The organism is Lysobacter sp. Soil_C_15 (genome assembly GCF_057657315.1).
Map to the genome: position 1 here is coordinate 76,251 of NZ_JBDGIR010000002.1, position 18,864 is coordinate 95,114.

At 69.0% G+C, this 18,864-nt stretch carries 25 protein-coding genes; 2 read left to right on the forward strand and 23 right to left on the reverse strand.

The annotated features are described in order from the left end of the window. The first annotated feature begins 19 nt into the window (after positions 1-19). Positions 20-1,312, forward strand: a complete 1,293-nt coding sequence (locus AC3A57_RS04310) for an ATP-binding protein (RefSeq protein ID WP_487577763.1) — start codon at positions 20-22, stop codon at positions 1,310-1,312. Next, positions 1,305-1,850 carry a response regulator transcription factor gene (locus AC3A57_RS04315; protein ID WP_487577764.1) on the forward strand — a complete coding sequence of 182 codons (546 nt, stop codon included), beginning with the start codon at positions 1,305-1,307 and terminating at the stop codon, positions 1,848-1,850. The genes AC3A57_RS04310 and AC3A57_RS04315 overlap by 8 nt, the downstream gene beginning before the upstream one ends. A 199-nt stretch (positions 1,851-2,049) precedes the next feature. Here AC3A57_RS04315 and AC3A57_RS04320 read toward each other — a convergent pair whose 3' ends face one another. The 23 genes from AC3A57_RS04320 to AC3A57_RS04430 form a co-directional block, all read right to left on the reverse strand. After that, positions 2,050-2,487 (reverse strand): hypothetical protein, encoded by a 438-nt coding sequence (locus AC3A57_RS04320; RefSeq protein WP_487577765.1) that lies wholly within the window; start codon positions 2,485-2,487, stop codon positions 2,050-2,052. 7 nt (positions 2,488-2,494) lie between these two features. Continuing rightward, complete coding sequence (locus tag AC3A57_RS04325; protein WP_487577766.1) at positions 2,495-3,913, reverse strand: hypothetical protein; 1,419 nt, start codon at positions 3,911-3,913, stop codon at positions 2,495-2,497. Between the two features lie 168 nt (positions 3,914-4,081). Continuing rightward, positions 4,082-4,768: a sigma-70 family RNA polymerase sigma factor gene (locus AC3A57_RS04330; protein ID WP_487577767.1), complete on the reverse strand. Its 687-nt coding sequence runs from the start codon at positions 4,766-4,768 to the stop codon at positions 4,082-4,084. A 4-nt stretch (positions 4,769-4,772) separates the two neighbouring features. After that, positions 4,773-5,543 (reverse strand): flagellar type III secretion system pore protein FliP, encoded by a 771-nt coding sequence (gene fliP, locus AC3A57_RS04335; protein WP_487577768.1) that lies wholly within the window; start codon positions 5,541-5,543, stop codon positions 4,773-4,775. Next, complete coding sequence (locus AC3A57_RS04340; RefSeq protein WP_487577769.1) at positions 5,536-5,994, reverse strand: hypothetical protein; 459 nt, start codon at positions 5,992-5,994, stop codon at positions 5,536-5,538. Before AC3A57_RS04340 ends, fliP begins: the two co-directional genes overlap by 8 nt. Continuing rightward, a complete protein-coding gene (locus AC3A57_RS04345; RefSeq protein WP_487577770.1) occupies positions 5,991-6,284 on the reverse strand; it encodes a FliM/FliN family flagellar motor switch protein in 294 nt (97 codons plus the stop codon). Before AC3A57_RS04345 ends, AC3A57_RS04340 begins: the two co-directional genes overlap by 4 nt. 13 nt (positions 6,285-6,297) lie before the next feature. Further along, positions 6,298-7,059: a hypothetical protein gene (locus AC3A57_RS04350; protein ID WP_487577771.1), complete on the reverse strand. Its 762-nt coding sequence runs from the start codon at positions 7,057-7,059 to the stop codon at positions 6,298-6,300. Beyond that, positions 7,059-8,213 carry a flagellar hook-basal body complex protein gene (locus AC3A57_RS04355; protein ID WP_487577772.1) on the reverse strand — a complete coding sequence of 385 codons (1,155 nt, stop codon included), beginning with the start codon at positions 8,211-8,213 and terminating at the stop codon, positions 7,059-7,061. Before AC3A57_RS04355 ends, AC3A57_RS04350 begins: the two co-directional genes overlap by 1 nt. A gap of 12 nt (positions 8,214-8,225) precedes the next feature. Beyond that, positions 8,226-8,651 carry a flagellar hook assembly protein FlgD gene (locus AC3A57_RS04360; RefSeq protein ID WP_487577773.1) on the reverse strand — a complete coding sequence of 142 codons (426 nt, stop codon included), beginning with the start codon at positions 8,649-8,651 and terminating at the stop codon, positions 8,226-8,228. Then, entirely contained in the window at positions 8,651-9,406 is a 756-nt protein-coding gene (locus AC3A57_RS04365) for a hypothetical protein (protein ID WP_487577774.1), read from the reverse strand. The genes AC3A57_RS04360 and AC3A57_RS04365 overlap by 1 nt, the downstream gene beginning before the upstream one ends. Further along, positions 9,403-9,852: a hypothetical protein gene (locus tag AC3A57_RS04370; protein ID WP_487577775.1), complete on the reverse strand. Its 450-nt coding sequence runs from the start codon at positions 9,850-9,852 to the stop codon at positions 9,403-9,405. The genes AC3A57_RS04365 and AC3A57_RS04370 overlap by 4 nt, the downstream gene beginning before the upstream one ends. Beyond that, positions 9,849-11,195, reverse strand: a complete 1,347-nt coding sequence (locus AC3A57_RS04375; RefSeq protein ID WP_487577776.1) for a FliI/YscN family ATPase — start codon at positions 11,193-11,195, stop codon at positions 9,849-9,851. Before AC3A57_RS04375 ends, AC3A57_RS04370 begins: the two co-directional genes overlap by 4 nt. Next, a complete protein-coding gene (locus AC3A57_RS04380) occupies positions 11,192-11,887 on the reverse strand; it encodes a FliH/SctL family protein (protein ID WP_487577777.1) in 696 nt (231 codons plus the stop codon). The genes AC3A57_RS04375 and AC3A57_RS04380 overlap by 4 nt, the downstream gene beginning before the upstream one ends. Further along, on the reverse strand, positions 11,887-12,333 hold the full coding sequence (locus AC3A57_RS04385; RefSeq protein WP_487577778.1) for a hypothetical protein: 447 nt from the start codon (positions 12,331-12,333) through the stop codon (positions 11,887-11,889). The genes AC3A57_RS04380 and AC3A57_RS04385 overlap by 1 nt, the downstream gene beginning before the upstream one ends. Next, entirely contained in the window at positions 12,330-13,724 is a 1,395-nt protein-coding gene (gene fliF / locus AC3A57_RS04390; protein ID WP_487577779.1) for a flagellar basal-body MS-ring/collar protein FliF, read from the reverse strand. Before fliF ends, AC3A57_RS04385 begins: the two co-directional genes overlap by 4 nt. Positions 13,725-13,767: 43 nt before the next feature. After that, positions 13,768-14,106 (reverse strand): flagellar hook-basal body complex protein FliE, encoded by a 339-nt coding sequence (gene fliE, locus AC3A57_RS04395; protein ID WP_487578394.1) that lies wholly within the window; start codon positions 14,104-14,106, stop codon positions 13,768-13,770. Next, a complete protein-coding gene (locus AC3A57_RS04400; protein WP_487577780.1) occupies positions 14,106-14,495 on the reverse strand; it encodes a flagellar basal body rod protein FlgC in 390 nt (129 codons plus the stop codon). The genes fliE and AC3A57_RS04400 overlap by 1 nt, the downstream gene beginning before the upstream one ends. A 2-nt stretch (positions 14,496-14,497) precedes the next feature. Next, positions 14,498-14,866 carry a hypothetical protein gene (locus AC3A57_RS04405; RefSeq protein ID WP_487577781.1) on the reverse strand — a complete coding sequence of 123 codons (369 nt, stop codon included), beginning with the start codon at positions 14,864-14,866 and terminating at the stop codon, positions 14,498-14,500. A 46-nt stretch (positions 14,867-14,912) separates the two neighbouring features. Continuing rightward, the gene (locus tag AC3A57_RS04410; RefSeq protein ID WP_487577782.1) at positions 14,913-16,055 is read right to left on the reverse strand and encodes a flagellar basal body P-ring protein FlgI; all 1,143 of its coding nucleotides are present in this window, start codon (positions 16,053-16,055) and stop codon (positions 14,913-14,915) included. Positions 16,056-16,057: 2 nt separating this feature from the next. Beyond that, positions 16,058-16,666: a flagellar basal body L-ring protein FlgH gene (locus tag AC3A57_RS04415; protein ID WP_487577783.1), complete on the reverse strand. Its 609-nt coding sequence runs from the start codon at positions 16,664-16,666 to the stop codon at positions 16,058-16,060. After that, positions 16,659-17,345, reverse strand: coding sequence for a flagella basal body P-ring formation protein FlgA (locus AC3A57_RS04420; protein WP_487577784.1), 687 nt, complete (start codon positions 17,343-17,345; stop codon positions 16,659-16,661). The genes AC3A57_RS04415 and AC3A57_RS04420 overlap by 8 nt, the downstream gene beginning before the upstream one ends. Before the next feature lie 8 nt (positions 17,346-17,353). Continuing rightward, on the reverse strand, positions 17,354-18,142 hold the full coding sequence (locus tag AC3A57_RS04425) for a flagellar hook-basal body protein (RefSeq protein ID WP_487577785.1): 789 nt from the start codon (positions 18,140-18,142) through the stop codon (positions 17,354-17,356). 17 nt (positions 18,143-18,159) lie between these two features. Further along, the gene (locus AC3A57_RS04430; protein WP_487577786.1) at positions 18,160-18,849 is read right to left on the reverse strand and encodes a flagellar hook-basal body protein; all 690 of its coding nucleotides are present in this window, start codon (positions 18,847-18,849) and stop codon (positions 18,160-18,162) included. Positions 18,850-18,864: the final 15 nt, after the last annotated feature.

Below are 18,864 nucleotides of genomic sequence, written 5' to 3' on the forward strand. Positions count from 1 at the left end.
TTCCGGGTCGCCTGCGCCGTTGCTGTCGCCGGCCCTGCGCGCCAGCGCCGGGGTGCGCAACATGCACCAGCTGATCCAGTTGCGCTGGATCGCGGTGATCGGCCAGGTCGCGACCATCGTCTTCGTCCATTTCGGCTTCCGCATCCAGCTGCCGCTGGCGCCGATGGCGATCGTGCTGACCTGCCTGGCGGCGTTCAACCTGGTCAGCACGCTGCGCTGGCGGCATCGCGAGAAGGTCACCAACGGCGCCCTGTTCCTGGCTCTGCTGATCGACGTGATGACCCTGACCGCCCAGCTCTACCTCAGCGGCGGCGCGGCCAATCCGTTCGTGTTCCTGTACCTGCTGCAGGTGGCCCTGGCCGCGGTGCTGCTGCGCACCTGGGCCAGTTGCGCGATGGTCCTGGTCACCACCGCCTGCTTCGTCGCCCTGACCACCTTCTCCGGCCCGGTGGTGATCCCGGCCGACCCGACCCGCGGCCTCGCCGATCCCTACGTGCAGGGGCTGCTGCTGTGCTTCGCTCTCAACGCCACCTTGCTGGTGGTGTTCATCACCCGCATCGGCCGGATCCTGCGCGCCCGCGACCAGCACCTGGCCGATCTGCGCCAGCGCGCCGCCGAAGAAGAGCACATCGTGCGCATGGGCCTGCTCGCCTCGGGCGCCGCGCACGAGCTGGGCACGCCGCTGGCGACGCTGTCGGTGATCCTCGGCGACTGGCGGCGGATGAAGCCGTTCACCGAGCAGCCCGAACTGCTGCAGGAGCTCGACGAGATGCAGACCCAGCTGCAGCGCTGCAAGTCGATCGTCACCGGCATCCTGCTCTCGGCCGGCGAAGCGCGCGGCGACGCGCCGGTGGAGACCACGGTCGGCGAGTTCCTCGACGACCTGGTCGCCGAATGGCGCAGCACCCGCCCGGTGCGCGGCTTCGACTACGCCAACGAGTTCGGCGCCGACGTCGCCATCGTCTCCGACTCGGGCCTCAAGCAGATGATCGGCAACATCCTCGACAACGCCCTGGAAGCCTCGCCCGACTGGGTCGGCCTGGAAGCCTGGCGCGACGAGGACCGGCTGGTGCTGCGGGTCAGCGACGCCGGCCCCGGCTTCGCCCCGGCCATGCTCAGCCAGTTCGGCAAGCCGTATCAGTCCAGCAAGGGCCGGCCCGGCCGCGGCATGGGCCTGTTCCTGTCCTTGAACGTCGCCCGCCAGCTCGGCGGCAGCATCGCCGCGCGCAACCGCGAGCCCAGCGGCGCGGTGGTCACGGTCAGCCTGCCGCTGTCCTCCCTGACCCTCAACGAGGCCCCCGCCGATGAGTGAGGACGCCGCCCCGCGCCGGCTGCTGATCGTCGAAGACGACGCCGCCTTCGCCCGCACCCTGAGCCGCTCGTTCGAACGCCGCGGCTACCTCGTGCACCACGCCGCCAACCTGGCCGAGGTCGGCGAACTGCTGCGCGAGCACTCGCCCGGCTACGCCGTGGTCGACCTCAAGCTCGCCGGCGGCGACTCCGGCCTGGCCTGCGTGCAGGCCCTGCACGCCCACGACCCGGACATGCTAATCGTGGTGCTGACGGGCTACGCCAGCATCGCCACCGCGGTCGAAGCGATCAAGCTCGGCGCCCTGCACTACCTGGCCAAGCCGTCCAATACCGACGACATCGAAGCCGCCTTCACCCGCGCCGAAGGCGACGCCTCGGTCGAACTGACCGAACGCCAGACCTCGATCAAGACCCTGGAATGGGAACGCATCCACGAGGTGCTGGCGGAGACCGACTTCAACATCTCCGAGACCGCGAGGAGGCTGGGGATGCATCGAAGGACCTTGGCCCGAAAGCTGGGGAAGCATCGGGTGAAGTGAGGACTTCCCGCTCCCAGTTGGGCGTGCGACGAAGCCGCCTTGAAAAAACGGGGGAGCACTTCGGCGCAGATCAACATTCAGCACTTTCGGGCATCCAACTCAAGCGAGCATAGATCCGCGTAGAACATCGGAAGCCCCCTTCTACAGGCACCTGAAAATGCGGAAAGGCCTGAGCCCCGGCACATCAGTTGCCTACGCATCACTCTTCGATCGACAGCTCGAGCAGAATGTCCGCATAGTCGGGCGAGCCGTCCGGGCGCGGCGCTTTGAGCTCATCCAAGACGTATGCCATTTTCACCCGCTTGCCGATCTGGAATAGCTCCAGATCTTTTGGGTCATTCGCATACCGGCTCGAAATGTGAACCTCACCGTCATCCGAAATGCACTCGAAATCCGGCTCAGTAATGTCGTCTCCCGGCATTCCGGGAATAAACATCCTTCGAATCACCCCCGAGAAAAAAACGACTTCGAGATCGCCATCGACAATAGCCTGCCACCATTCTTTACTGGCAAACAGCCCTGCCGCCCCCTTGAGGCCGAGATAGGGCTTAGATTCATCAAGAGTGGTGGCCCGGACCCTTTCCACCCTTTTTGGGTTGTCTCTCAGATCTTGCGAGAGTGCATAAACAACCTTCATGGCCGCCTCAGAATCTGTCATGGCCAACCAGGCCTTCCCTAATACGCTCAATCTTGAGCACATTATCATTGAATAGATTGAGAGCTCGTCCGCCCTCTGCACCGAGTTGGATTGTAATCACGCCATTGCCACCGTTGAGCGCAGGGATATTCGACTTCTCAAGCTTCAATCTAGCATGGGTCATCCCCCAATTGCCGTCGCGCACTTCTAGCCCCGGGATCCGGCCCACCGTAGCTTCGTTACCGGCCACAGCAATAGCTCTCAAGGCGTCGGAAGTTCCAGGGCGCACGGTTATGCGAACAAGTACGCCGTCGTACTTATTCGCATAGCTCTCGATGGGAGACAGCGAAGTCTCACCCGTTCCTACGAGTGCCAAGTCGCCCTCAAGTATCCTCTTGTAATGTGACTCCGGCATCGCCCTGTAAAAGATCTCATTCCCGAAGACGTCGTGTTCGACGACGGGCCCAGCAGAGCCGACGTCCACCCTCCACGGCACTCCGACTCTCGGATCCAGATCTTGGATAGGACTGCGCTTGAGACGTACGGACTCGGCCTCGTCCCTACTGCTTTCCGCCAGTCGCAGGATCCGATTCATTTCCTCCATCTGTTCCATCTCGCCCTTCGAGACGCCTCGCCCGCGCCTCGACCTGGATGCCAGTGCCCTGTGCTCCCGCACGATGCAGCCCGGCTTTGAAAGCCCAGGGTGAGCATCCAAAATCGGGCTAGTGAAGTCATCGTTCTTGATCATCGCCCGTTGCGCATCTTCGTCGCTTCCGCCTAGCGCATAGGTCAGCAGACCGGCCATGGCGGCAAACGGATTGTTGGCGGCCGCTTCGATCGCACGTTGGTTGAGTTCGCGCTTGGCTTCAATCGTAGGATCCACGGGGTAGTAGCCCGGCAAGCGCGTAAAGCCGGTCTTACGATAGTGATCAAGTTGCTCCTGAGTCACTTCGGGAATATCAAGATGGATTTTTTCATCCACGCCGAGCGGCCGAACTCTCTCGTAATCGGCCTGCATCTGGCGCATGAATTGATCGACGGCCAGCCGTTGCTCGGGGCTCGCCAACGGCCGCTGGCCGATCACAGTCACTCCCGGATCCACGCGCGCAGTCAAATCCGGCGTGCCGCTCAACGCCGGAGCGTAGTCCTGTTCCAGACGCACGAGTTCTTCGTCGCTGATGTTCCATGCGTCGCCGCCGACCTGGGACAGCTGGCCTTGGCTGTTGTAGGTACGCACCTGGCTCAGCGACAGGCCGCGGAACACCAGCGACTCGTCCTGGCTGCGCAGGAGCAAGTTGCCGTTGGCGATGTTGACGTACTGGCTGTCGCGGCCCTGGCCCAGGCGCCCGCTGCCCAATCCCTGGCCGAGCTGACTGAACGAACCGTTGAACAGCCCCAGACCGTTACCCGAAATCACCGCCGCCATCGCTAACCCCTTTGGATAGACGACCGGCCCATCCCAGGCCGGTCCTGTTTGTCTAGCCCGGGCGGCGACCGCTGGGTTTAGTGCGATCGGACGGCCATTTGTTGTCGACGTTCACAAATACCGAAAGGTGCGACAGGGCACGCGCCCGGTCGCACCGGTCGGCGCGGGTCAGTGCTCCCCCATCAGCCCACGCAGACGGCTCAGCGCCTCGTGGTGCAGTTGAGACACCCGCCCCTTGCTGAGGCCGAAGCGCTGGGCCAGATCGATGAAGGGCACATGCTGGAAATAGTGCGCCTTGACGATCAGCCGAAGCCGCGGCGGCAACGCATCGACCGCTTTCAACAGTCGCGCCCGGGCTTGGCCGAGCCGGGCGTACTCGTAGGCCGAACCCGCGCCGCCGCAACCGTCGCCGAGGGTCTGCGCGGCATCGTCGAGCATATAGCCCAGGCCGAGGCCGACCACCGCATTGATGACCTGTTCGAACGCGGCGCCTGCGCCGCCCTCGCGCAGGGCTTCCAGGCGCGCCTGCTGCCGGTCGGCGGCGGCGGTCGGGCGCTCGCCGATGATCGCGCGCAGGCCGTTGAACACCGCCCCGCGGATGCGCGGGGTGGCGAAGCTGCGGAAGGCGACGCCGCGCTGCGGCTCGAAACGCGAGATCGCTTCGATCAGGCCGATGGTCGCGTTCTGGACGAAATCGTCGCGGTCCACCGCATAGGCCGGCACGCGCCGATGCACGTTACGCGCGATCGCCGCCGCCCAGGGCATGTGCAGCAGCACCAGGCGGTCGCGCGCGTCCTCGTCGGTACGCTCGCGAAAACGCTGCCACAGCTCCGCTTCGGCCGCCTCGCTCGCCATTGCGTTAGGACCAATAGCTTCCAAGCAACGCGCGCGAGATGAGCACCCAACCGTCGATCAGCACGAACAGCAATATCTTCAGCGGCAAACTGACCGTCGCCGGCGGCACCATGATCATGCCCAGGGCCATCAGCACCGCGCCCACCACCAGGTCGATCAGCAGGAACGGCAGGAAGATCACGAACGCGATCTGGAACGCCGTCTTCAGCTCGCTGAGCAGGAACGCCGGCAACAGATGGCGGAACCGGATGTCCTCGATGCGCTGCGGCGGCGGCTGCTTGGCCATTTCCATGACCGCGCGCAGATCCGACTCGCGAGTCTGGCCGACCATGAATTCGCGCATCGGCACCAACCCCTTGGCCAAGGCCTCGCCGCCGCCGATCTGTTGCGCCAGATACGGCCGCAACGCCTCGTCGTTGACCCGGTCGGCGACCGGCGCCATCGAGAAATAGGTCAGGCATACCGCCAGGGTGACGATGACCGCATTGGGCGGCGTCTGCGGCAGGCCCAGCGCATGCCGCAGCACCGACAGCACGATCACGATACGGGTGAACGAAGTCATCGCCACCAGCATCACCGGCACCAGCGACAGCATCGACAAGGCGACTAGGTTGCGGATCGCAGGCGAGTAGTCCTGCTTGAGCACGCCGTCGATCAACTGCGCCGGCTCCGCCGCCATCGCCGGGGCTGCGGCGCAAGCCAACACCGTCGCCAGCGCCGCCAGTCCGGCCAGGCGGATCGGTGCGGCCGTCGCGCGGAAGCGGAACTCAGCCATCGTTCCCGCCCTCCGGCGCAGTCGCCTCCCGGCCCGACGCCTGGTCGGGCGCGAGCGGCGCGAGTTGCGCGTGCACGGTCGATTCGATCACCAGATAGCGGTCTTGCCCGTCGCCGACCCGATACAGGACCGTCCTCGGGCTGAGCCGAAGCGTCTGTTCGACCCGCAACGCGGCGCCGCCGCTGCCGACGACGCCGGCGCCGGAGCGGGCGACCCAGCGATCCAACCAGCCCTTGCGCTTGGCCACCAGCGCCAAGGCCAGCGCTGCCGCCAACAGCAGCGCCAGCACCAGCAGCACGCCGGTGGCTTGGTCGGCCAGCGTGCCCGACTCCGACCGGTAACGGATCGGCGGCGTCGACGCGCTCGTCTGCGTCGCGCTTGCCTGCATCGCGCCAGCCGACGAGCCCGACGGGCCCGCACCGCCCGCGGCGAGCGAAACGGACTCGGTCACGCCAGTTCCAGGATGCGGATGCCGTAGTGGTCGTCGACCGCGAGCAGTTCGGCCCGCGCCACCGCCTTGCCGTTGAGCAGCAGCGTGACCGGCGCGTCCAGCGCCTCGCTCAGGCCGACCACGTCGCCGGGCTTGAGCCCGAACAGACGTTCGACCGACATCGTCACCGTGCCGATCTGCGCGGTCAGCGCGACCTGGACATGGCCGATCAGGCTGATGTCCTGGGCGGAGCCAGCCGCGGTACCGGCGGCGGCGTTGCGCGGAAGTTCCATCGCGACGTTAGTGCTCATGAGTACTGCTTCCTCAAGTCTGTTGCCGGAACGGCGCGACGACGCGCAACGCGCGTGCGCCGTCGCGCTGGATCAGAGTGGCGTCGAGCACTGGCTCGCCGCTGGGGGTGCGCAATCGCACGGGCGCGTCCAAGCGCAACCCGGTCTTGATGATCTCGCCCGGACGCAGGCTCAGGGCCTGTTCCAGCGGGCTGTACCCGAGGTCCAGGGTCGCGACCAGGGCGATCTCGCCGGCGCCGATCGCGGCGCTGCGCGGAATCAATGCGACCGCCGCCGGCGCCGGCAGCGGAGCCAACCGGTCGCAGGCGCGAGCATCGAAGTACAGGCCGATCCGGACGCCCGCGACCAGCGCCTGCAGCGCCGCCACGCCGTGCCGCGACGCCAGTTCGGCCGATGCGGGGCGCTCGATCGCGACCGGCATCTGACCCTGCACGCCGAGCAAGCCCTGCGCCAGGGCCGCAAACGCGCGCCGGCCGATGCGTTCGGCCAACCCGGCCGCCTCGTGTTCGCGGGTATCGAGCAGCCGCCGGCCCCATTCGGCGAAGGCATTGGCCGGCAGCCGCAGGCGCAGGCAGGCATCGCCGGCGCGCAGTTCCTGCCACTGCTCTGAGGCGGACGCGCACGCGCCCTCGTCGGCGGCATCGGCGACCTGAACGCTGCGATCGCGCGCCCCCGCCGACCATTCGCCGAGCCAGCTTTCGCAACGGCCTTCGACCTCGGCGCGCACCCGCTCCAGGCGGCTGCGGCTCTGCCAGCGCAAGGGCAATACGGCCATCAGCCGCCCCTCGTGCTGTTGTACAGCTGCTCGATCATTTCGTTGCTGACCGTCATCACCCGCGAACTGGCCTGGTAGCCGCGCTGGATGATGATCATGTCGGCGAACTCGCGGGTCAGATCGATGTTGGACAGCTCCAGGCTGCCGCCGCTGATCCGCCCGAACCGGCCCTGCGCGGCGCGGCCGTGCTCGACGTCGCGGATGCTGCCGTTGTCGAGCAGCCGGTTGCCGGCCAGGCGCAGATCGCCTTCGTTGGGAAAGATGGCCAGGGCGACGCGCGGCCCTTCCTTGGACTCGGTGCTGGAGTAGTTCAGCCGCAGGATGCCCTTGTCGTCGAAGGACATGCTGCTGATGCCGAGCAGGCCGTGGCCGTCCTCGACGGTCAGCTTGAGCGGCTCGCCCGCCGGCTGCGCGGTCAGGCCCGAATTGGTCGTGCCGAAATCCAGGGTGATCTGCTGGCTGTTGCCGGCGAAGCTGAGGTCGAAGCTGACGCTGTTGGGCAGCACGGTCTGCGAGCCGACGAAGCGCACCTTACCCGAGTAGACGGTGAACGAAGACTCGTCCTTGATCGTCAGCGCGTAATCGCCGAGGTTGTTCTCCTGCAGGAAGCTCACCGTCAGGGTGCGGCCTACGCCTTGGGTATCGAATACCGTCATATTGGCGGTGATCGGCGTGGCCGGCGAAGTGCTGGTGACCGTGCGCGAGGTCAGGTTGCCGCGCACTTTCACCCGCGTGGTCGGCGTCGCCTCCAGGGTACGGTAGGCGGTGATGTCGATCGGCGCCAGGTTGCCGTCCGCACCGACCGACATCACCTCGAAGCCGCTTACGGTGTCGATCAGCACGCCGCTGTCGTTGAAGCGGAACTGGCCGGCGCGAGTGTAGTGCAGCTCGCCGGAGCGGTCGCGCAGTACGAAATAACCTTCGCCCTCGATCGCCATGTCGGTCGGCGTGCCGGTCTGGCGCAGGTCGCCGGGTTGCGGGCGCAGGCCCTCGCCGGCGATGCCGGTGCCGTAGCCGCCGTCGAGGTTGGCGAAGAATGAATCGCTGCCGCGGAACCCCGGCGTGTTCATGTTGGATACGTTGTTGCTGACGGTATCCAGACTCCGCGAGAAGCTGAACAAGCCGGACAGCGAGTTGAACAAGGCTTGGAACATGGCGGGCTCCGATTACTGGTTGCTCTTGACCAGACTGACCTGGGACAGGGCGATACCGGTCTGCACCGGTCCGCTGCCGTTGCGCACGCTGAGCTTGGGCCCGGCCGAAGTGAACTCGACCGCGATCACCGTGCCGGTGAGGGTGTTGCCCTGCACCTGCGCGTCGACGGTCTTGCCGATCAGCCCCACGGCCTGGTCGGCAGCGTTCATGGTCAGCATCGAGGCCAGGTTCTCGCTGGTCTGGCGCGATTGCTCCAGCGCCGAGAACTGGGCCAGCTGGGCCAGGAACTCGCGGTTGTCGACCGGCTCCAGCGGGTCCTGGAACTGCAGCTGGGCGAGGAACAACTTGATGAAATCGTCCTGGCTGATCGAGTTCTTGCGGGTGATCGCCGAGGCGTCCTGCGGGGTCGGCACGCTGCCGATTGCGTCGATGGCCATCAGTATTGCTCCTTGCTGGCGCCGCCGGCGGCGCTCCAGATTTCGTTTGCGTTGACGACGATGCGATCCAGCCGCATGCCGTGTTCTTCGGCCAGTTCCCGGACCAATGCCGCCAGGCGCTGCGCGCCGTCCGCGTCCAGGGCGTAGTCGCGCACCCAGACCGCCGCCGGAGAGCCGTCGCGCTCGACCCAGCGCAGCAAGCGGCTCAACCAGACCGGCACGGTCGCGGCCGATGCCGCGGACCCGGCCGCGGACGCCTCGCCGCCGGCCTCGATCCGCAGGGCCTCGCGCGACGAACCGGCCACCAGCGCATCCGGCCTCGGCGCAACCAGCGACGGCGCCTGCACGGCGACGAACGCCGGGGTTGCGCCGGGGTACGGCGGAACCGGCGGCGGCAGCGTCTGCAGCACGCCCTGCAGAGATGCCGGAGCCGCGGATGTCGCTTCGCCGCCGCGGCGCAGCTGCAGCGACAGGCGGCCGCTGGCCAGCAGTCCCCAGGGAATCGAGATCAACTGTTCGGCGCCGTCCGCCGTCGCCAGGTGCAACTCCAATGCCGTTCCGGGACCGGACCCGGCCGCCAGCTCGGCCGGCGCGACCGGCAACGCATCGGCCGCGGCTTCGCCCGGCTCGGCGCTGGCTTGCGCGGGCGGCGGCGCGCTGCGCAGCCATTGGTTGAAGTCGTTGCGCGCGCTGCTGGCGCCGGTGGCCTTCTGGCCGAGCATCGGCGCGATGCCGCTGGGCAAGGTGGTGATCACGAACGCAGCCCCCGGGTCTGGTTGAACAAGTCGGCCATCAGGTCGAACTGGCGCTTCTCGGCACGGTCGCGCTCTTGCGCGGCCAGGCGGTCCAACCGCGATTGCGCGACCCGGGTGTCGGCCCGGGCGGCGATGTGCGCCTGGCGAGCCGCATCCTGCGAACGCTCGGCCGCGCGTTGCGCGGCTTGCGCGTCCTGCAGCCGGGTCCAGGCCGTCTGCTCGATCGCGGCGAGCGCGCGCAAGCGCTCCAGGTCGAGTTCGCCGGCGGCCAGCAAGGCGTCCTGCGCGCCGTGAATCTCCTGCACATGAGCCTGCGCCTGCCCGCAGCGCTGTTCCGCGCGCAGGGTCTCGGCGGCACGGCGGCGCAGCGCGTCTTGCGCGCGCCCTTCGTGGAACTCGCGCCAGCGCAACAGGGTCGCCACCGCCTCCAGGCTCTTGCCACTCATGCGCTCCTCCCCAACCCGCCGCTGCCGGCCGCGCCCACCGCCGCCGCCATCCGGGCCAGGGCGTCGGCGCGCGAACTGGCCTCGTCCGCGGCCTGGCGCAACACTTTGTCGATCGCCGGCTTCAGCTCGACCGCCCGGTCCAGGGCCGGATTGGCGCCGCGCTGATGCGCGCCCAATTCGATCAGGTCGCGCGAGGCCTCATAGCTGGCCAACTGGCGCCGGACCTCCGCGACCAGCGCATTCTCGTCCTTGCCCGCGATCTGGCCGATCAGGCGGCTCACGCTGTGCAGCACATCGATCGCCGGGTGATGGCCGCGGGCGGCGAGTTCGCGGGTCAGCATCACGTGGCCGTCGAGGATGGCGCGCATGTGGTCGGTGACCGGCTCATTGGTGTCGTCGCCTTCGACCAGCACGCTATAGATGCCGGTGATCGAACCGGCGTCGCGCAAGCGGCCGCAGCGTTCCAGCAAGCGCGGCAACTGGCTGAACACAGACGGGGTATAGCCGCGGAAGGTCGGCGGCTCGCCGATCGCCAAGCCGATTTCGCGCTGCGCCATGGCGAAACGGGTCATCGAATCGACGATCAGCAGCACCGAGCGGCCCTGGTCGCGAAAGTATTCGGCGATCGCGTGCGCGGCATGGGTGGCATGCACCCGGACCAGGGCGGACTGGTCCGAGGTCGCCGCGACCACCACGGCCTTCTTCAGCCCCTGCTCGCCCAACGAATGGGTCAGGAACTCGCCGACCTCGCGTCCGCGCTCGCCGATCAGGCCGACCACGGTTACGTCGGCCCGCACCTGCCGGGCCAACATGCCCAACAGCGTGCTCTTGCCGACGCCGCTGCCGGCGAACACGCCGATGCGCTGGCCGGCGCCGAGAGTCAGCAGCGCATCGATCGCGCGCACGCCGGTTTCCAGCACCGTCTCGATCGGCGCGCGGCGCAAGGGATTGATCGGCTCGCGATACAACGGATAGTGCGCGGTCGCGGCGATCTCGCCGAGGCCGTCCAGCGGCCGGCCCAGCGCATCAACCACCCGGCCGAGCAGAGAGTCGCCGACCGGCAGGGTCACCGGGCGTCCGCTGGCGCGGATCCGGCTTTCGGTGGAGATGGCGCCGACATGGCCGTAGGGCATCAACAGCACGCGTTCGTCGCGGAAACCGACCACTTCGGCGACGACCGCCGCCTCGCCCGCGGCGCCGTCGATCTCGCACAGCTCGCCCAGACGCGCATCGGGCCCCTCGCCTTCGACCACCAGGCCGTTGAACGACACGATGCGGCCGAGGCGGCGGCTCATCGGCGCCGCCTGGATCTCGTTGCGCAGCCGCGCGGCGAAGGCCTTCACCGTTCGTCCTCCGCGCGCAAGGCGGCCAGGAAGGTCCGCTTGAGCGTTTCCAGCCGGTCTTCCAGGCGCGTGTCGTAGCTGCCCTTGCGGGTCTCCAGCCGGCATTCGCCCGGGCGCAGGGACGAATCGGCGACCACGCGCAGTTCCTCGTTGCCGGCCAGCCCCTCGGCCACCGCGGCCAGGTCTTCCGGCCCGACCCGCAGCACCGCCGGCCGGTGCCGATGTTCGGCCAACAACTGCTCGCAGATCCGTGCGGTCAATCCGCGCCTGGCCGCGTCCGGATCGTCGCCCAGCACGCGCAGCACTGCGGCATAGGCGATCTCGACCGCCGCCGAACGCAGTTCGGCTTCGTGTTCGGCGTAACGCTGGCCGATCTGGGCCGACAGCTGGCGCAGACCGTCTCGGGCCAGTTCCAGTTGCTCGATTCGGTCGGCGCAAGACTGCTCGATCTCGTCGCGGATGCGCAGGCGCGCCGCCGCCAATTCTTCCTCCGCGTGCGCCAGCCCCTCGGCATGGCCGTCGCGCCGGGCCTGCGCCAGGACGCGCTCGCGCTCGCGCTGCAAAGCCTGTGCCTGGACTTCCGCGGTTTGCTCCGGCGCCGGCGCGGCGATGGGCGCCGACGGCGCGTCGCGGCGCGCCAACGCCGCCGCCAGCCCGACGATCTGCGCCTGGGTGGGCTTGACCCGTTCCATCACGCGGCCTCGTCGCGGCGTTCGGCCAGCGCGGCGGACTCTTCGCGCAGGGCTTCGAGCAGGCGCGCAGGCAGACGCTGCAGACGCTTCAGCTCCTCGCGCACCGCACCGGCCCGGCGCTCGTCGAGCAAGGCCAGGCAGAAACCGGGGTCGACGCCGTTCCAGGCCGCCAGCACGCGCGCGAACCAGGCCGGCGGCAGGACCGACGCCAACTGCAGCAATTGCTCCACGGTCAGCGAGGTACTGGCGGTCAGGCCGCGCACCTCGTCGGCCAAGGCGGCTTCGGCCAGTTCGGCCGCCGGCAGGCGGGCGCGGTTCAATTCGTCGATGAGGCCGCGCAGGCGCCGTGCGGTCTGCGCCGGCAGTCTTGCCAACAGATGGCGCCGATCGGCCGGATGCAGCGACATCAGCAGCAATGCGCTCTTGCGCTCGCCCGAAGTGCTCATGTCGGCGTACCGCCCTCGGCCAGCCAGCCGCGCAGCTTGGCCAGCACGGCTTCGCGCTCGTCGGGCTTGAGCTTGCGCGGGCCGCGCTGGGCCGCCATCGCGACGATGACCCCGATCAGTACGCCGATCAGCGCCACCACGCCCCATAGCCACCATTGCTTGCCCGCGGCCCGGCTCGTCGCCGCGACGGGAATGGCCGCGGCCGCGGAAGGCTCGTCGCCAGCCGCGGCGGCAGGCGTTGACGAGGGCCTGGGCATCGCCGCCGCGCGCCAGGCGCCGCCGCGCGCCAGCCGCGACACTTCCAGACGGTCGCCGCGATCGAGGTCGATGCCGGCTGCCGCTGCGACCAGCGAGTGGATCCGCGCGACCTCCTGCTCGTCCAGGTCGGGCGGCAGGATCACCGCCACTGACAGGCGCTCGACCCGGCCCGGCGCGCGCGAGACCTCTTCGCGCGCCGTGCCGTGCAGGAATTCGGATTCTTCGTTGTTCTGGGTGCGGCCTTCGGCGCCGTTGCTGCCGGCGCTGTTGACCCGGCGCCGCAACAGCAGGCCGTTGCCGTCGTCGCCCTGGCCCAGGGGCCGTTCGCTGACTTCGCGCACCGCGTCGAAGTTGAGGCTCGCATCGACCGAAACCCGGAACTCTTCGCTGGTCAGGACCTGGCCGAGCAATTCGACCACCCGCGCGCGGATCCGTTCTTCGATCTTGCTCTCCTCCTCGTGGCGCCCCTCCAACCCGGCCGCCTCGTCGCCGTCGCCGCCGGCCAACAAGGCGCCATCGGAATCGAGCACCGACACGTCCTGGCTCGACAGACCTTCCACCGCGGCCGCGACCAGGCTGCGCACGCCGCGCAACTGCTGCCGGCTCAGCGCCTCGCCAGGACGCAGGGTCAGCGCGACCGAGGCCTTGGAGGTTTCCTTCTGGCCGACGAACAGGCCCGGGCGGCGGATGGTCAGGTGCACCCGGGCGGTCTGCACCCCGGGCATCGCGGCGATCGTGCGTTCGATCTCGCCCTGCAAGGCGCGCTGGTAGTTGACCCGCTGAGCGAACTCGGTGACGCCGAAGTCCGAATCGTCGAACAGCTCGAAGCCGACATGGCCGCCGCGCGGCACGCCTGCCGAGACCAGGCGCATGCGGGTCTGATAGACCAGATCTTCGGGCACGGTGATGCCGCCCCCGCCCTCGACGATGCGGTGCGGCACCTTCCACTCGTTCAGCGACTGCACGATCTCGGCCGCGTCGTTTTCGCGCAGCCCGCCGAACAACAGCTGCTGGCGCGGAGTCAGCAGCCACCAGAACGCCAGGCCGGTGAGCCCGGCGAGCAGCAGCGCCCCGACCAGCAGTCCGGCGCGCGCGCCGGCGGAAAGCGATGCGAGGAAATCCAAAGGTTTCATCGGAGTAGTTCTTCGAATACGACGGTGTCGGGAACGCAACCGGTCACAGCTGCATGCGCATCATTTCCTGATAGCTCTCGATCAGGCGGTTGCGCACCTCGACCACCAGCATCAGATCGAGGCGGGCGCGCTCCATCGAGATCATCACCTCGTGGATCGGCACGTCCTGCCCGGCCGAGAGGGCGCGCAGTTGCGCGTCCGCGGCCTGCAGGCTGTGATCGGCGCGGGTCAGTCCCGCTCCCAGCGCATCCAGGAAATCGGCCCGGCCGCTGGCCTGACCGGAAGCCAGGGCGGAGCCGGGCAGGACGCCGGCCGCAGCGCCGGGTTCGGCCAGCGCGATCGAAGGCGCTGCAGCGAGCGCGGGTATCGCCGGAATCGTCATCACTTGGCCCCAATCTCGAGCGCGCGCAGGATCATGCCGCGCAACAGGTTGAACGAACGCACGTTGGCCTCGTAGCCGCGGCTGGCGGTCATCAGGGTGGTCATTTCCACCACCATGTCGGTGCGCGGATAGCGCACCATGCCGGCGGCATCGGCCAGCGGATGGCCGGGATCGTGAACCTCGCGCACGCCCGCCGGCTGCCGCGACAGTCCGGATGGCGCCCCGACCAGATCGGCGAAGGCGGATCCGCCGGCGTTGTAGCGCATCGCGTCCTGGCCCTGGGCGAGGGCCACGTTCGCCCCGGCGATGTTGCGGCTGGCCGCGTCCATGCGCAGTCGCTCGAAGGCCAGGCCGGCCCGCGCCGCATCGAGAATTCCGTCGACGGCCATGCTCAGCTCCTGCCCGCGATCGACAGGCGCAGCAGGCCGAAATGCCGACCGAGCGCCTCGCTCAGGGATTGATAGTTGACGCTGGCGCCGACGATGTCGGCGACCTGCTCGTCGAGCTGGATCGGACCGGACGCGGTCACTTGCGCGGCCTGAGGGCCGGACGCGGCGGCCGCACGCACGCGCTCGGCCAGGTCCGGGCCTGCGCCCTGCGCGACCTCGCCGAGCAGCGATTGCAGTTGGGCGAAGTCGGCGCGCAATGCGCTGGCGCCGGGGCTGTTCGCGCCGGCGATGTTGCGGCTGGCCAGGCGCGCCTGGGTTTCGTTGATGCCGAGCGCCAAACGGACGGCGTCGACGGTGATATCGCTGCTCATGCTTTCCCCTTTTCTGCCTGCTTGCCCGCTGGGCCGGGTCGATGCGTCACTGGATCACCAGTTCGCCGTCCAACGCCCCTGCGGCCTTGACCGACTGCAGTACCGCGATCACGTCGCGCGTGCCGAGGCGGATCGCGCGCAGCGACCCGACCAGGTCGGCCACGGTGGCGCCCTCGGCGACGCTGACCAACGGCGCCGGCCCTTCCTCGGCGCGGATCTGCGTGCGCGGCACCACCACCGAGCCGATGCTGTTGCCGGGACGGACGAACACGCCTTCGGGCTGCGACACCAGATAATCGGTGCGCACCTCGACCTTGAGATCGCCGTGCGAAATGCTGACCCGCCCCAGGCGCACGTCGCCGCCCGCGACCACGGTGCCGGTGCGCTCGTTGACCACCACCCTGGCCTTGCGCTGCTGCTCCACCGACAGGTTTTCCAGCCGTGCGACTTCGGCGACCAGATTGGCCGGCGGCGCGGCGAAAGCCACCACCACCTTGCCCGCATGTTCCGCTTGCGCCGTCGCTCCGGGCAGCGCCGCGGCGATGGCGGTAGCGATGCGGCTGGCGTTGGTGAAGTCCGGCTCGTTCAACAGCACGCTCAACGAACGCCCGTCGCCCGCGACCCGCAACGGCGACGCCTGCTCGACGCTGGCGCCCGAAGGAATCCAGCCCACGGTGGGGTGGTTCTTCTGCAGCGATGCGGTGACGCCTTCGAACTGGTAGCCGCCGACCGAGATCGCGCCCTGGGCGATCGCGTACAGCTTGCCGTCGGGGCCCGACAAGGGCGTCAGCATCAAGGTCCCGCCGGTCAGGCTGCGCGCGTCGCCGGCGGAGGCGACCTGCACGTCGAGCAACTGCCCGGGCTCGGCGAAGGCCGGCAATTTGGCGGTGACGATCACCGCCGCGACGTTGCGGCTCGACAGCTCGGCCTCGCCGACGTTGACCCCGAAGTTGCGCAGGGTATTGGCCACCGACTGCAGGGTGGCGCGATTGCGTTGCGAATCGCCCGAGCCGGACAGGCCGAACACCAGGCCGTAGCCGGTCAGCGGATTCTCGCGCACGCCGGCCACCCGGGCGACGTCCTTGATCCGCGCGCCGGCGGCCGACGCCGCCGTCGGCGCGGCCGCCAACAGCGCCAGGATCCACCAGCCCGCCAGCGCTCGTGCGCCATTGCGTACCACGATCGGCATGCTCACATCAGCCTCAACCATTTGAACAAGCGATAGAACAGGCTCTGGCGTTGCGACTCGCTGACCACGCCGACGCCCGCCAGTTGCAGGTCGGCATTGGCGATGCGGTGCGAGAGCACGACGTTGTCGGACGAGATGTCTTCCGGCCGGACCAGGCCGCGCAAACGGATGTGCTGCTCTTCGCCGTTGACGGTCAGGCTTTGCGCGCCTTCGATCCACATCGAGCCGTCCGGTTCGACCTCGGTGACACGGGTCGAGATCTGGGTGCGCAGCTCGCCGACCCGGGTGGTCTGCGCGCCGCCGCTGTTGCCGGCGCCGATGCCGAACCGCGCGTCGTAATCGGTACTCGGCGAGCTCAGGCCGGCGCGCATGTCCAGGTCGCTGTTGGCGTCGGTGGCCGCCTGCGATTTGGCCTTGGTAGCCTCCAGCACGTAGACGGTGACCACATCGCCGAGGCGGTAGGCGCGGTGATCCGCGGCCAGGGCGCGGAAGCGGCCGGGGTCGACCAGGCTTTCGCGCGCGGAGCCCGCCTCGCTCTGGGCCCAGGCCGGAAACGGCCCGGCGGCGAGCAGGGCCGCGCACAGCCAGGCGCTGCGGAGGAAATCAGCCATCGATCTGCACCTTCTGTTTGGCGACGACGCGCGCGTCGACGATTTGCTGCGACGCGTCCGAACGCACCGGCACCGTCTCGCCGATACGGCCGTCCTTCAGCGCCGTTCCCCAACTGTGCAAGCGCACCGGGCCGTGCACGACTTCGATCGCGACCCGTTCGCGCACCGCCACTTCGGGCCGGAGCTCGAAGTCCGCCGCCATCGCCGGAGCGCCGGCCGCGACCCGGCGCGAAAGCCGGCCGACGTCGCCGCCAACCGCACCGCCCCACTGCGGGCCGGCGCAGCAGGCCATGTCCACCGTCGCGCTCGCCATGCGCACCTGCTCGGCCGGCGTGCCGGCCGAGTAAGCCTCGGCATACACCGGGACCTGGCGCGGGGCGCGGATCGCGAACCAGGCGTTGACCGTACGCACCGGGCGTCCGTCGACCAGCATCTGCACCCCGACCGGCACCCGCGGACGCGGCCAGGGGCCGGCGACGTCGAGCACCCGCAGGCTCGATCGTCCGGCCGGGACGCGCTGGTCGCCGACCCGGGTCAGCAGCTCGACCGCTGCGTTCGGATGCGTCGCCCGCAGGCGTTCGACCAGCGCCGCGCGCGCGGCGTCGGCGATGCGGTCGGCGGCCACGGTCTGCGGCGGCTGGGCCGCCACGGCCGCGGCCCACAGCAGGGGCCAGGACATCGTCGGCATCAGCGGCGCAGGTTGTTGATCGTTTCCAGGATCTGATCGGATGCCTGCAGCACCCGGGCGTTGAGCTGGTAGGCGCGCTGCGCCAGCACCAGCGCCGACATCTCGTCGATCATTTCGACGTTGGCCATCTCGATCTGCCCCTGCTGCAAGGTGCCGAAGCCGGTTTCGCCGGGACGCCCGTAACTCGGCGCGCCGGCTCGGTCGTCGGCGCCGAACTGGTTGTCGCCGAGCGAGATCAGCGCATCGGGCACCGCGAACGCGGTCAGCTCGAGCTGGCCGAGCAGGCTGCGTTCCTTCTCGCCTTCCAACAAGGCGGTGACCTCGCCGTTCTCGGCCACGCGCACTTCCTTGGCGCCCTCGGGGATGCGCAGGTCCTGGGCCAAGCGCGGGCCGTGGATCGATTTCAGGCTGCCGTCGGCATCCAGGCGGAACTGGCCGTCGCGGGTGTACACCGCGCGCCCGTCTTCGGTCATCAGCTCGAAGAAACCGGCGCCGTCGATGGCCAGGTCGTAGGTACCCTGGGTCGAGCGCAGTTCGCCGGGGGTGAACAGGGTCGAGGTCGAAAGCACCCGGGCGCCGTTGCCGCCGGCCTCCACCGCCGCGTACGGCTCGGCGGCGGCCGCGTCCGCCCCGCCCGCGGCGGCCGGCCCGGCGGCGACCTCGACGAAGTTGACCCGGCCCTTCTTGAAGCCCGGCGTCTGCAGGTTGGCGACGTTGTTGGAGATCACATCGAGCTGCTTCTGCTCGCTGCGCAGGCCGCTGGCCGAAATATAGAGTGCGTCGATCATCTGCGTGCTCCTGGGAATCAGTTGTCGCCGAGGCGGTTGACGCCGGCGTCCATGGCTTTGTCGTAGATCGAGATCGCCCGCTGCACCGACTCGGCGTGGCGGGTGGTCTCGATCAGGCGGATCGTTTCCTGGGCCGGATCGACGTTCGCGCTTTCCAGCGCCCCCTGCAGCAGTCGTCCGCCCCACGCGCCGGCGGCGCCGTCGTAGGCGTAGGCGCCCTCGCCCACCGGCCGCAGCGCCGAGGCGTCGGCGGCCGCGACCAAGTCCAGCCGGCCCAGGCTGCGGCCGTCGGCACCGAAGATTTCGCCGTCGGCGGCGAAACGCAGCCCGGCGGCCTGGGCGGGGTCGGCGAACAGCAACGGACCCGACTCGCCCAGCACGCGGTCGCCTACGGCATTGACCAGCGCGCCCTCGGCGTCCAAGCCGAACGCGCCGGCGCGGGTCAATAGCCGCTGTCCGTCGCGCTCCACGGCGAAGAAGCCTTCGCCCTGCAGCGCCAGGTCGAGCGGCCGCCCGGTCTGGATCAGGCTGCCGTCGCGCTGATCGATGCGCGTCGGGGTCGCCGCCAGCGCGGCGTCGAAGCTGGGCGCACTGCGCGCCGCGCGGTAGCCCGGCGTGTTGAGATTGGCGACGTTGTGGCTGATCGTCCCCAGTTGCTGGACGTCGGCGGACAGGGCGCGGGCGATGGCTTGCAAGGTATCGGTCATGGCGGCGGCTGTTTG